Genomic DNA, 12,516 nt, shown 5'->3' with positions numbered 1-12,516 from the left:
GGAGATGAGTCCAAAGGGTCTGATACCCAGAAAGCCTCCACCGTACCAGGGTCGGCCGTCCCCGGCTGTGCTCACGGCCTCACCGGCCGCGCCGCTCCAGCGCGCGTACATCGTCGTACGAGGGGGTGGTCCCGCCCGGCACCCGACCGCCGACGATGTCGTCCATCGCGTCCAGGGCCGCGCCCAGCGCCCGCCGGTACAGCAGCGAGCCGAGGCTGATCCTGCGGACCCCGAGGTCGGCAAGGTGGGCGATGGCCGGGCCCGTCGGCGAGTACAGGACGTTGAGGGGAGCGTCGAGGCGCCTCACGAGCGTGGCGATCCGGTCGGGATCCGTCACACCGGGGACGAACACCCCGTCCGCACCCGCCTGTTGATAGGCGTCGAGGCGGCTCAGGGTCTCCTTCTCGTCGCCGTCGCCCAGCCAGTACGTGTCGGTGCGGGCGTTGACGAAGAGCCCGGGGGCGGCCCGCTTGACCGCGCTGATCTTGGCGGCGTGCAGATCGGTGGGACCCAGCCCGTCCTCCAGGTTGATGCCGACGGCTCCCGCGGCCCACAGTGTGCGGGCGAACTCGGCCACGCACTCCGGATCGTCGCCGAAGCCGCCCTCCGCGTCCACGGAGAGCAGGAACGGCTCCGAGCCGAGGGTGAGGGCCAGGCGCAGGGTGCGCTCGGCGGTCACCCCCGCCCCGTCGGGCAGCCCGACCGCCGCCGCCACGGCGAGACTCGTCGTCCCGATGGCCGCGAACCCGCGCGCCGCCAGAGCGGCGGCCGAGGCATGGTCCCAGGCGTTGGGCAGGAGAAGCGGTTCACCGGGGCGGTGATGAAGGTCGGCGAAGGCGGTCATGAGAAGTCACCCGGGGCGTCGGCGTAGGAGCGGGATTCGGCAAGGTGGCGGGCGAGTACCCCACCGGTACGGCGTCGGCACTCATGACAGGAACGCTAGGCGCCGGTCGCTTCGGTGCGCGCCGAAGTGTCGGTCGGCCGCTAGCGGCCGCGTTCCGCCGCGCTGCGCTCCACGCAGAACTCGTTGCCCTCCGGGTCGGCGAGGACCGCCCAGCCCCTGCCGTCCTCCCGGCGCTGGTCGTCGACCAGGGTGGCGCCGAGGGCGAGCAGCCGCTCGACCTCCTCGTCGCGGGTGCGGTCCTGCGGCTGGAGGTCCAGGTGAACCCGGTTCTTGACGGTCTTGGCATCCGGCACGGTGACGAAGAGCAGCCCCGCGCCCTCGATCAGCGCCTCCGGGTCACCGGGCTTGTCGTCGTCGTGCAGGGGCAGGTCCAGTACCTGGGACCAGAAGGTGCCGAGGGTGAAGGCGTCGGCACAGTCGACCGTGATGTGCTGAATCTTGGAAGTCATGCCCGGGATTCTGCTGGCCCGCCGTCCGGCAGGACAACCCAATTCGGCGGCCCCTCCCCGTCCGCCGCCGTGAACCGGAAGGTCCTGGGCCCGTCACCACCGGCCCACCGCACGTTCACCTCACGGTCCCCGTGCGTCTCCACGCTCACCACGTCGGTGAGCGGCCGGGGATCCGGCTCCCCGGTGAGCCGGACCAGGGCGACGAACAGGGTCCCCTCCGACTTGCCCGTCACGCCCGACAGACCCCTCACGCCCGACTCGCCCACCGCGTCCTCCGACAGGCCGACGACGGGGGCGAGCTCGGCCCACAGGCTCTCCCCCGCCGCCCAACCCGTGATCCGTACCGTCGTGTTGGCCGCCGCGCCCACCACCCGATGGGCCCGCACCTCCACCGCGCCCTCGGCCACCACGACGCTGGTCACCGTCACCCCGTCCCGCACGGTGTGCCGGGAGGCCGCCCAGCCGTCCCCGACGCCCAGCGGCACGATGTCCGTACGGCTCGGATCGCCGTCGACGAGCACGCTGTTGTCGTACGAGGCGGAGGGCCGGGTGGCGGTCGAATAGGCGAGCCGCGTGTAGTACGGGTCGTAGCGGGGGTCCTCGCTGCCGTGGTTGTGCAGGCGGACCAGTCCGTCGGAACGCGTGGACTGCACCAGCCAGTTGGGGCCGCCGATCGGCGTCACCGCGTCGCCGCGCTCGGCCGGTCCCGGCTCCTCCACCGCCGTCCACACCTCGTGGTCCGCGGGCAGCAGGAGCCCCACGAAGCCCTTGCTCGCCCAGTACGGGGACGCGGGCCCCGAATACCCCTGCAGCACGGACTCGTCGGGGCCGAGCCAGCCCAGCGACAGCAGGCCCCGCGCGTCGACCGCGCCCCGGTCCAGGAAGTACTTCAGCGCGCCCGACGCCAGCCGCCGCGTCTGCCCCGGCGACAACGGCGTACGGCCCGTGAGCGTGCCCAGCCACAGGGGTGCCGCCGTCGCGAAGCGGTACGTCAGCGAGCGGCCCTGGTGCATCGGGGCGCCGTCACCACCGAACAGGCGGGCATAGTCGGCGAGATGGCGTTCCAGCCGGCCCCCGTATCGGTCGAGGAGGTCGGCGTCGTCGGCCAGCCAGGCGTGCAGCACCGGGTAGAGGTGCATCGCCCAGCCGTTGTAGTGGTCGAAGGCGCGGCCGGGGCCGTCCGCGTACCAGCCGTCGCCGACGTACCACTGCTCGATGCGTTCCAGGCCGCGGTCGATCGCCTTGCCCGAGGCCTCGGTCTCGTAACCGATCTCCCGGAGGAAGCCGCCGACGGTGACCGGGAACAACTCCCAGTTGCAGGGCCAGGGTTCGGCGGTGAGCGCGTCCGCCAGCCAGGCCGCCGCGCGCTCGCGCACGGGCTCGTCCAGCCGGTCCCACAGCTGGGGCCGGGTCAGCCGCAGGGCGAGGGCGATCGAGGCGGCCTCGACGAGGGGCTGGGCGCGGTCCCCGATGCGCGGCCAGACGCCCGAGGCGCCGGCGGCCAGGCCCTCGGCGTAGCGTCCGAGGGTGTTCTCGTCGCGGCGGAAGGCGGCCAGCAGCAGGGTGCGGGCGTACCCCTCCAGACCGTCGGAGAGGCGGCCCGACCAGCTCTCGTGGTCACCGGGGAGGTGGTAGAGGGCGCGGTCCTCGGTGGCGTACGGCTCGACGGCGGCGAGCAGGGCGTCGGCGGCGGCCTCCCAGTGGGCGCGGGTGTATCCGGTGCGCGGGCTGCGGGTGCGGTCGGCCGGCGGCAGGTGCATCGGGGTGCCTCTCCTTGCGGCGGTGCGGGCCTGGGACGCCCCGGTTCCGGTCGGGACGCCCCAGGTGCTCAGCGGGTACCGGGGTTCATCCCACCCGAACCCTGCGCTCCTGCGCCAGATGGCCGGGCCTCAGACGACGCAGCCGGCGAGCAGCCGCCGGGCATCCCGTGCGGACAGGATCAGCTCCTCCTCGCATCCGGCGTCGATGACCAGCATCACCTCGTCGGTCGGCCAATGCGCTGCCAACTGCCGCAGGGTGACGGGCCGATAGCAGGGCACCTGGGGGAACGCCCTGAGTATTTCCTCCTCCGAGGTGAACACCATGACCGCGGGGTCGTCGTGCACCCTCTCGATCACCGGCAGCACCAGCCGTACGAACTCGGCGCGGCCGCGTGTGCAGCGGATGCCGCCGATCGCCGGGATCAGCACATCGCAGCCCGCCAGCGCCGCCAGCGCGCGGGAGTCGGGCGCTGTGGCCAGGTCCCGCAAGGCCTCGCGCGCCACTGCCTCGAACACTTCCGCGGGGATCTCGGTCATAGCGCCACACCTCTGTCACAGGACCTCGTCTGCCACCGGACCCGTTCTGTGGCGGGACCCCGTCTCCCGCCACTCGGCCGATCGCCTACCCTCGATCGGCCCGATCATGCGGCCGCCGACGCCGCCGGGCACGGCGACCGCCGGTGCGCCTGGCGACCGTACGCACAAGCGCCTTGCGCCCCTCACCGGTTGGTGCGGGTCTCAGCGTCCGCGCAGGGTGCTCGCCGTGGCTCCGGTGCGCTCGCGGAGCAGGATCCGGAGCGTGTTGGCGTGCTCGTAGCCGACCTTGCGGGCGATGACCTCAAGGGGCAGGCCCGTGGTCCGCAGCAGGTGCGAGGCGCGTTCGACGCGCAGGTCCTGGACGAAGCGGACCGGCGAGGTGCCCAGCGTGCGGCGCACGGCCCGCTGGAGCGTGCGCTCGCTGACGCCGATGGCCCGCGCCCCGTCGGCGATGGAGACCGGCTGGTCCAGATGCTCCCGGGCCCAGCGCTCGAAGGCGGCCAGCGTCGGATCCGCCTGCGCGAGGGCGGCGGAGATGGTGTACGCCGCCTGGGACGGGCGTTCGTCGATGACCAGATAGCGGGCGACGAGCTCGGCGAGGGCGGGGCTGTTCATCCGGACGATCGCGAGCGCGAGGTCGACGTGCCCGAAGGCCGCGCCCGCGGTGGTCACGCCGTCCGACGAGGTGACCATCCGGGTCTCGTCGACCGTCACCGCCGGGTAGCGCCCCCGGAAGTACGGGGCGAGCCACCAGCTCGTGGTGGCGTGCAGCCCGTCGAGGACGCCGGACTCGGCCAGCAGGAAGGTGCCCGTGCAGGCGGAGGCGATGGGAGTGCGGCGGGCGCGCGTCGCGGCCACCAGGCGCCGCGCGGGGGCGGCGGCCGGCCCGGAGACGTGCGCGAGCAGGGCCTCGGGCCGCCGCTCCGCCAGCGCGGGAACCAGCAGCAGGTCCGCGTCCTCGGCCGCGCCGACGGGAACGGTCTCGACCACGTGCCCCGCCCCCGTACGGACCCGTCGGCGGAAGCCGATCGTGGTGACGTTCCAGGCGGGCGGGGGCTGCGCCAGCTCGCCGCGCATGGCGTTCGCCGCCTCCAGCACGTCGAGGAGGGCGGCGAGCCCGGAGTCGAAGACGCCGTCGTAGGCGAGCACAGCTATGTCCATGTCGGAAACAGTATCGACCGCGTCGTTTCCGACACTGGGTGGGGCGGCTTCGGAAGCCTAGATTTCTCGGTGTCCGGACGAGATCCGGTGCCCGGTACCGGCACCGCACCTTCCATGCCATTCGCACCATGAAGACCAACCACGGGAGTGCACCATGACGAAGCTCGGACTGCTGGCGCGGATCGAGGCCAAGCCCGAGTACGCCGACAAGGTCGAGGGCCTGCTGCGGGACGCGCTGCGGCTCGCGCAGGAGGAGGACCACACCGTCACCTGGTACGCGTTCCGCCAGAGCGCCACCACCTTCGGCGTCTTCGACACCTTCGAGAACGAGGAGGGCCGGCAGGGGCACCTCCAGGGCAAGATCGCCGCGGCGTTGATGGAGGTGGCCCCGACCATGCTCAGCGAGGCGCCGGACATCCGGCCCGTCGACGTCCTGGCGGTCAAGCTTCCCTGACCGGGAGCCACGTCTCTGATCGGGAGCGCGGGCGGCGGCGTGAATCGCGCTGCCGCCCGGCAGACCGCCGCGTCGACTAGCGTCATGACATGACCAGCGACGCCCCCGGCCTCGCCGACGCCCTAGCCGCCGGCCCGGTCGTGCTCGACGGCGGCATGTCCAACCAGCTCGCGTCCGCCGGGCACGACCTGAGCGACGAGCTCTGGTCGGCGCGGCTGCTCGCCGAGCGGCCCGAGGCGGTGACCGAGGCGCACCTCGCCTACTTCACGGCGGGCGCGAACGTGGCGATCACCGCCAGCTACCAGGCCACCTTCGAGGGCTTCGCCCGGCGCGGCATCGCGCGGGCCAAGGCGGCCCGGCTGCTCGCGCTGAGCGTGGAACTGGCCCGGGAGGCGGCCCGGCAGGCCCGCGACGAGGGCATCGTGCGCCCGCTGTGGGTGGCGGCCTCGGCCGGGCCGTACGGGGCGATGCTCGCGGACGGCTCCGAGTACCGGGGCCGGTACGGGCTGAGCGTCGGCGAACTGGAGCGTTTCCACCGGCCGCGCCTTGAGGTGCTGGCCGCCGCCGCACCCGACGTACTGGCCCTGGAGACCGTCCCGGACACCGACGAGGCGGCGGCGCTGCTGCGGGCGGTGCGCGGACTGGGCGTGCCGGCCTGGCTGTCCTACACCGTCGACGGCGAGCGCACCCGCGCCGGGCAGCCCCTGGACGAGGCGTTCGGCCTGGCCGCCGACGCGGACGAGGTGATCGCGGTCGGCGTCAACTGCTGTGCCCCCGGGGACGCGGAGCACGCCGTCGCGACCGCGGCCCGGGTGACCGGCAAGCCGGTCGTCGTCTACCCCAACAGCGGCGAGACCTGGGACGCCTCGGCCCGCGCCTGGACCGGCCGCTCCACCTTCACCACGACACAGGTCACGTCCTGGCGCGACGCGGGCGCGCGCCTGATCGGCGGCTGCTGCCGGGTGGGCCCGAAGGTGATCACCTCGATCGCCCGGACAGTGGCCGGGGCCTGAGGGCCGCGCCCCGCACCGTCGGTCCGAGTTCGCCCACAGCAGCACTTCCGGCCGGTCGGGCGTGATCACCGGCACCCCGCCTCATCGGTCTCCCAGATCCGGCTCACGTCCAGCGTCAGGGAGTGCAGTTCCTCGGTGCGCCCGTCGGACGCCCGGTAGGGGACGATGCCGCGCAGCCGCTCGCGCTCGCCGCACGGCCACGCGTGGTGCCACGTCCCGGCGTCGGCGAACTCCCCCTCGAACAGCTCGCGCAGCGCGTCCGGTGCGTCCGGCGCGTCGGGCCCAAATACCGACACCAGGAATCAACGGCCATGAGGCCACCGGGATTTCCCGCCCGCGGGTCAGTGCCGCCGCGTGCCGACCGAGCGCCGGAGACGACGCACCGCCGACGCCAGTTCGGTGCCGCGTACCGGGATGCCGTCGGCCGGGGCGGCGGCCGCCTCCTGGGCGGTGGCGTCGGCCGCCCACAGGGCGAACTCGGCATCGCGCGGACCGTCGACCGTACGCGGTTCACCGTCGCCCAGGATCCGTACCGGATGCGAGGGGCCCCAGGGCTCCCACCCGGGGTCCCCGGTGGCCGCGAACCGCACCCACGCCCCGTGCATCGTGTCGCACAGCTCCCGCGGAGCACCCTCACCGGCGAGCTTCGCGCTGTCCGGTGCGTCGCCGGTGTCGAAGACGAAGCCGAGCTCCAGGGCGTGGCAGGCACCGAGGTCGGGCAGGTTGGAGGGCCAGGCGAACTCGTAGACGTACGACGATCCCGGGCGGGCGTCGGCCAGGCTCTGCAACGGGATGCGCAGCAGGTGGTCGGTGACCATCTGCCCGACGATCTCGGCGGTGGCGGCCCTCGGCCGCAGGGCGCGGTAGCCGCGCGGCACCTCGTGGCCGCAGCGGCAGCGGGCCATGGCCCCGGCGAGGGCCACAGGCCCGAGCCGGTCGACGCGTTCCAGCAGCCCGCCCGGCACGAGCCACAGCCGGTACTCGTCGCGGGTCCACCCCAGGAGGAGGTCGACGCCCCGCGCGGCCTCCCCGGCGACGAGGGCCTCCAACGGGTCGCGCGGGACGAGGTCGCCGTCGACGACGATCCCGAAGGCGGGGCCGCCCAGGACGGGGCTGCTGAGCCTCCCCACCTCGGCCTGGGCACGCAGCAGCCGCTCGCGGTCGACGGCGGCGAAGGCCTCGGCGGTGGCGGGGATCTTCAGCCGGGCCGCCATGCGGCGCACCATCCGCCGCACCTTGTCGCGGTCCGAGACCTCGGGCGGACCGCTCTGCAGCACCGCCCGCCTGACCAGGCCCTGCGCCTGGGGCGCGGCGATCAGGGCGCCGGTGCTGATCGCGCCGGCCGACTGCCCGGCGAGGGTGATCCGGTCCGGGTCGCCCCCGAAGGCGGCGATCGACCGGTGCACCCAGTGGAGCGCGGCGAGTTGGTCGCGCAGTCCGAGGTTGGCGGGGGCGTCGGGGAACAGGCCGTACCCCTCGACGCCGAGCCGGTAGTTGACCGAGACGAGGACGACGCCGTCGCGGGCGAACGCGTGTCCGTCGTACACCGGCACGGCCGAGGAGCCCCTGGTCAGGGCGCCCCCGTGCAGCCACACCAGGACGGGGAGCCGGGCGCCGGGACCCGGTTCGGGGGTCCAGACGTTCAGGTTGAGGCAGTCGTCGCCGGGCACGACCGGGTCGGAGAGGTAGTGCGCGAAGGCTTCGGAGTACGGCGGTTTCGGCGCCGTCGGCCCGAAGGCGCCCGCGTCCCGCACGCTGTCCCAGGGCTCGGGCGGCTCGGGCGCGCGGAACCGGCGGGGGCCGAAGGGCGGGGCAGCGTACGGGATGCCGCGGAACACCGCGATCCCGCGTTCCCGCCGGCCGCGCACCGCGCCGTACGGCGTGCCGACCACGGGGGCCGCCCGGTCTGCCGTCATCCGTCCACCAGCTCCTCCCGCGCCCGCGCACCGGTCCTATCAGAGCACCACACCAGTCATGGGTATTCCGGCGCTGGGGCCGCGCTGGGGGCCGTTCGGGTGACGAACCCGGAAGATCGCGCCCGACACGGCGCCAGCACGCCTCACCCACCCCCGTCCACGAGGAACTGCGTTCAGGCACAGGCAAGTTGATGTGCGAAGCTGTCGTCACCGTGCGCGGGCAAGGGGGCCGCGGCGGTCGTCGAGAGGAGCGCAGCGTGAGCCGGGACGGCTTCCGTGCCGAGGAGATAGACACGAGCAGGCCGCATCCCGCGCGGATCTACGACTACCTGCTGGGCGGCAAGGACAACTACGAGGTGGACCGCGAGGCCGCCGACGAACTCGCCGCCGTCGCGCCCGAGGTGCGCATCAGCGTGCGGGCCAACCGTGACTTCCTGCGCCGCGCCGTCCGCCATGTCGTCGGCAGCGGAGTGCGCCAGATCCTCGACGTCGGCACCGGGCTGCCCACCTCGCCGAACGTGCACGAGACCGCGCAGGAGGTGGCGCCGGACGTGCGCGTCGCGTACGTCGACAACGATCCGATCGTGAACGCGCACGCCGACGCGCTGCTCAGCCGCTCCGGCGCTACCAGCATCGTGCCGGCCGACCTGCGCGACCCGCGGGCGATCCTGGACCACCCCGACGTCCGTCGGGTCATCGACTTCGACGAGCCGATCGCCCTGCTCCTCGTCGCCGTACTCCACTTCCTCACCGAGGCGGAGAAGCCCGACCGGATCGTCGCCACCCTGCGCGACGCGCTGCCCGCCGGCAGCTTCCTGGTGCTCTCGCACGCCACCGGCGACTTCGCCGACCGCGCCGCGGCCCAGGCGGTCTACAACCGGGCGACCGCCACGATGAACCTGCGGACGCGCACGGAGGTCGAGGGATTCTTCGAGGGCTTCGAACTGGTCGACCCCGGCCTGGTCCAGGTCCCGTTCTGGCGCCCGGACGGCACACCGCCGCCCCGGTCGGGCGAGATCGGCTTCTACGGGGGCGTGGCGCGCAAGGCCGACTGAGTCGTCGCGCGAGGACCGGCCGTGGAGGACCGGCGTAGTAATACGTCCGCCCCGAGCGATGCCGGGCATCGCTCGGGGCGGCCCGTGCGGCGCGTCCGCGGGGAGGGTCGGGCACGCCGCGTCCTGGGGGCGGTGTTCAGGCCTTCGCGGCTCGCGCGGTGATCGCCTTGCTCGCGCCCGGGTTCAGCGGCACCGGGTCGGTCTTGCCTGCGTCGGCGACACTGTTCTCCTTGGCGGCGGCGTTCACCTTCGCCAGCTCCGCCTGACGGTCGAAGAGCAGGTCGACGAGCTTCCCGGCGAGCTCGGGGTCGAAGCCCTTCTTCACCAGGAGCACGTTGGGAACGACGATCGTGGGTATGTCACCGGGCTGCTTGTAGGCGGCGGCGGGGATGGTGCCGCGCTGGTAGACGTCGCCGTACTCCTTCCGCAGCGGCGTCAGTTCGGGGGTGACGTCGAGGAAGTGCACCTTCTTCCCCAGCGTGGTGGTGAGGTCGGTGATGCCCGCGGTCGGCACCCCGCCGGACCAGAACAGCGCGTCCACGGTGCCGTCCTTCATGGCGTCGACCGTCTCGGGCAGTCCGAGGCGCTGCGCCTTGACGTCCTTGTCGATGTCTAGCCCGGACGCGTGCAGGAGCCTCTTCGCGATCACCTCGGTCCCGGAACCGGGCGCCCCGGTGGAGACGCGCTTGCCCCTCATGTCCGCCAGGGACGTGATACCGGAGCCGTCCCGCACGATGACCTGCGTGTAGTTCGGGTAGAGCCGGGCCAGCGCCTCCACCGGCTGCGGCTCGCCGAACGTGTCCTTGCCGTGGATCGCGTCGCTCGCGGTGTCCAGCAACGAGAAGCCCAGGTCGTAGTCGCCCTTGACGAGGCCCTGGATGTTCTGCACCGACCCGCCGGTGGCCGTCGCGGTCGCCCGGTAGCCCTTGAGGTTCTCGGAGATCTCCTTCGCCAGTCCGCCGCCCAACTGGTAGTAGACGCCGGTGGTGTTGCCGGTGGCGAGGGTGAGCCGGCCGCCGGCTCCCTGGTCCGCCCGGTCCTGCTGTTTTCCGCTGCATGCGGTGGCGGTGACGGCCAGGGCGAAGGCGGCGGCGATGCCCATGGCACGGAGACGTCGCATGATCACTGATGGAGACCTTTCATCGGGAGAAGAGCCCTCAGAGGGCGTCGGGCACCGTGTGCGCACGGGCCCCGCGGCCGCGCAGCAGGTGCAGGCCGAGAGCGGTCGCCAGCAGCACCGAACCGGTGAGCAGCGACAGCGGCTTGAGGTAGAGGAGGAGCAGGGCGGACCCGGCGCACAGTCCGCGTTCGAGCCGGGTGCTCGGCCCGAGCAGCCAGCCTCCGGTGGCCGCGGCCAGGGCGGCGACCGCGAGGGCGGAGACGGCGGTGACCCAGGCGATGTCCGTGAACGCGCCCTGGCCCAGCAGGCGCGCGCCGTTGTCGGTGAGGACGAACGAGAACGGCACCAGGAACGCCGGCAGGGAGTACTTCCAGGTCTCGGTCATCGTCCGCATCGGGCTGCCGCCCGTGATGGCCGCCGCCGCGGCGGCGGCCAGCGCCGTCGGCGGGGTCACCTCGGAGAGCACGGCGTAGTAGAAGATGAACATGTACGCCTCGGGAGCGGTGACGCCGAGGGTGGTCATCGCGGGGGCGATGATCACCGCCGAGATGATGAACGACGCGGTCACCGGAACCGCGAGCCCGAGGACGGTGATCGAGACCGCGGCGAACAGCGCCGTCAGGACGAGCGTCACGGTCGGATCGCTGCCGAAGGCGCCGGCGGACTCGACGATGATCGTGGCCAGGTTGAGGCCCAGCCCGGTCTGGGTGACGACCGCGACGATGATTCCCGCCGCGGCACAGGTGGCGATGACCGGGAGCACCGACCGGCTGCCCTGCGCCAGGGCCTCGTAGAGCCGTCGCGGTGTCAGCCGGTGTGCCGGGTCGAGGAACGAGAGCACGACCTGTACGCCGGTCGCATAGACCACTGCCTTGAAGGGCGGCATTTCCGCCGCCATGAAGCCGATGATCAGGAACATCGACACGAAGTGGTAGCCGAACCTGGCCAGCAGCCTCAGCGGGGACCGCCGCTCCACCTCGACCGTCGTGGTCAGGCTCTTCCGGGCGTCGATCTCTATCGCCAGGATGATGCCGAGGTAGTACAGGACCGTGGGAATGGTGGCGTAGAGCAGGACGGTGAGGTAACTCTCGCGCAGGTACTCGGCGATGATGAAGGCGGCGGAGCCGAGCGTGGGCGGGGAGAGGATGGCCCCGATCCCGGCGGCGGCGAGGATGCCGCCCCCCTTCTCCCGGGAGTAGCCCGCGCGGCGCAGCACGGGCCAGGCGACCGTTCCCAGGCTCACGGCCGTGGCGGTGCCGGAGCCGGAGACCGTGCCCATCAGGAAGCCCGCGGCCGTCACGGTACGGCCCGAGGCACTGCGGGAGCCACGGAAGGCGGCGAAGGACAGCTCGATGAAGAAGGCGCCCGCGCCGGACAGATCGAGCACCGCGCCGAAGACGGCGAACAGGACGATGTAGGTCGCCGCCACGTTCAGCGGTACGCCGTAGAACCCGTCGGCGCCCATGAAGAGGTTGGCGAGGATGGCGTCCGCGTCGAAGCCGCTGTGCGCCAGGGGCCAGTCGTACGGCAGCAGCCCCCCGTAGTACGCGTACAGCAGGAAGCCCACGCAGAACAGCGGCAGCGCCCATCCGGTGGTCCTCCGGCACGCTTCGAGGACCAGGAGCAGCAACACCAGCGCTACCGCGGTGTCCAGGGCGGTGGGCAACTGCCGGCGTTCGAGGAAGCCGTCGAAGTCGAACAGCGGGTAGGCGCAGACCGCCAGGGCGGCCGCGGCCAGCACCCAGTCGAGCGCCCGGGGACCGTCGGCCGGCCGGGCGGCGGACCGGCCCTCGTCCGCCGTCTCCGCGCCGGCGTCCCGGGCGCCCGCGCGATAGGTGAGGAAGCAGAGCGGAAGCGCCGCGGTGAGAAAGACGGTGACGTAGAACTGCGGCCCTTGCTCCAGCGGGAAGAAGACCGCGTAGAGCGAGAAGAGTGACAGGGCCGCACAGACCACGGACACCACGGCGGACAGCCGCGGCGAGAGCCGGCTCATCGGCCGTTCCTGGTCGTACTGGGCCACCAGCTCTTCGACGGTCGGCTGCGCTGACACCGCGGATTTCCTGTTCTGCAAAGGGACTTGAGGGCCACCGGAGGCATGGGGCGCAACGGGGACAGGCGCGAAGGGCGACAGCGATCTTCGGTTGTTC

The 12,516-nt window shown here is 72.9% G+C and carries 12 protein-coding genes; 3 read left to right on the top strand and 9 right to left on the bottom strand.

Annotation, left to right across the window (positions count from 1 at the left end):
- Positions 1 to 79 precede the first annotated feature (79 nt).
- From ACWGKT_RS20990 to ACWGKT_RS20970, 5 genes are all read right to left on the bottom strand, one after another.
- Positions 80 to 844 carry an isocitrate lyase/PEP mutase family protein gene (locus ACWGKT_RS20990; protein ID WP_356152726.1) on the bottom strand — a complete coding sequence of 255 codons (765 nt, stop codon included), beginning with the start codon at positions 842 to 844 and terminating at the stop codon, positions 80 to 82.
- Between the two features lie 140 nt (positions 845 to 984).
- Complete coding sequence (locus tag ACWGKT_RS20985) at positions 985 to 1,353, bottom strand: VOC family protein (RefSeq protein ID WP_453274874.1); 369 nt, start codon at positions 1,351 to 1,353, stop codon at positions 985 to 987.
- On the bottom strand, positions 1,350 to 3,113 hold the full coding sequence (locus ACWGKT_RS20980; RefSeq protein ID WP_453274873.1) for a DUF2264 domain-containing protein: 1,764 nt from the start codon (positions 3,111 to 3,113) through the stop codon (positions 1,350 to 1,352). The genes ACWGKT_RS20985 and ACWGKT_RS20980 overlap by 4 nt, the downstream gene beginning before the upstream one ends.
- A gap of 129 nt (positions 3,114 to 3,242) precedes the next feature.
- Positions 3,243 to 3,650 carry an SseB family protein gene (locus ACWGKT_RS20975; protein ID WP_453274872.1) on the bottom strand — a complete coding sequence of 136 codons (408 nt, stop codon included), beginning with the start codon at positions 3,648 to 3,650 and terminating at the stop codon, positions 3,243 to 3,245.
- A 201-nt stretch (positions 3,651 to 3,851) separates the two neighbouring features.
- Positions 3,852 to 4,811 carry a GlxA family transcriptional regulator gene (locus tag ACWGKT_RS20970; protein ID WP_453274871.1) on the bottom strand — a complete coding sequence of 320 codons (960 nt, stop codon included), beginning with the start codon at positions 4,809 to 4,811 and terminating at the stop codon, positions 3,852 to 3,854.
- 154 nt (positions 4,812 to 4,965) lie between these two features.
- On the opposite strand from ACWGKT_RS20970, the gene ACWGKT_RS20965 reads away from it, so the two are divergent.
- Together ACWGKT_RS20965 and mmuM are read left to right on the top strand one after the other, a co-directional pair.
- Positions 4,966 to 5,265, top strand: a complete 300-nt coding sequence (locus ACWGKT_RS20965) for a putative quinol monooxygenase (RefSeq protein WP_235460324.1) — start codon at positions 4,966 to 4,968, stop codon at positions 5,263 to 5,265.
- 89 nt (positions 5,266 to 5,354) lie between these two features.
- The gene (gene mmuM / locus ACWGKT_RS20960) at positions 5,355 to 6,278 is read left to right on the top strand and encodes a homocysteine S-methyltransferase (protein ID WP_453274870.1); all 924 of its coding nucleotides are present in this window, start codon (positions 5,355 to 5,357) and stop codon (positions 6,276 to 6,278) included.
- Positions 6,279 to 6,343: 65 nt separating this feature from the next.
- Here mmuM and ACWGKT_RS20955 read toward each other — a convergent pair whose 3' ends face one another.
- Positions 6,344 to 6,574: a hypothetical protein gene (locus ACWGKT_RS20955; RefSeq protein WP_453274869.1), complete on the bottom strand. Its 231-nt coding sequence runs from the start codon at positions 6,572 to 6,574 to the stop codon at positions 6,344 to 6,346.
- Between the two features lie 45 nt (positions 6,575 to 6,619).
- Positions 6,620 to 8,194 carry a carboxylesterase/lipase family protein gene (locus ACWGKT_RS20950; protein WP_453274868.1) on the bottom strand — a complete coding sequence of 525 codons (1,575 nt, stop codon included), beginning with the start codon at positions 8,192 to 8,194 and terminating at the stop codon, positions 6,620 to 6,622.
- Positions 8,195 to 8,451: 257 nt separating this feature from the next.
- On the opposite strand from ACWGKT_RS20950, the gene ACWGKT_RS20945 reads away from it, so the two are divergent.
- Positions 8,452 to 9,249 carry an SAM-dependent methyltransferase gene (locus tag ACWGKT_RS20945; RefSeq protein WP_453274867.1) on the top strand — a complete coding sequence of 266 codons (798 nt, stop codon included), beginning with the start codon at positions 8,452 to 8,454 and terminating at the stop codon, positions 9,247 to 9,249.
- Between the two features lie 136 nt (positions 9,250 to 9,385).
- Here the strand turns inward: ACWGKT_RS20945 and ACWGKT_RS20940 are convergent, their stop codons facing one another.
- Positions 9,386 to 10,369 carry a TAXI family TRAP transporter solute-binding subunit gene (locus tag ACWGKT_RS20940; protein WP_453274866.1) on the bottom strand — a complete coding sequence of 328 codons (984 nt, stop codon included), beginning with the start codon at positions 10,367 to 10,369 and terminating at the stop codon, positions 9,386 to 9,388.
- 37 nt (positions 10,370 to 10,406) lie between these two features.
- On the bottom strand, positions 10,407 to 12,419 hold the full coding sequence (locus ACWGKT_RS20935) for a TRAP transporter permease (protein WP_453274865.1): 2,013 nt from the start codon (positions 12,417 to 12,419) through the stop codon (positions 10,407 to 10,409).
- Positions 12,420 to 12,516 lie beyond the last annotated feature (97 nt).

The organism is Streptomyces sp. NPDC054794 (assembly GCF_053611585.1).
The sequence above is the reverse complement of the archived record's forward strand: the minus strand, read 5'-3'. Positions and strand labels throughout refer to the sequence as shown.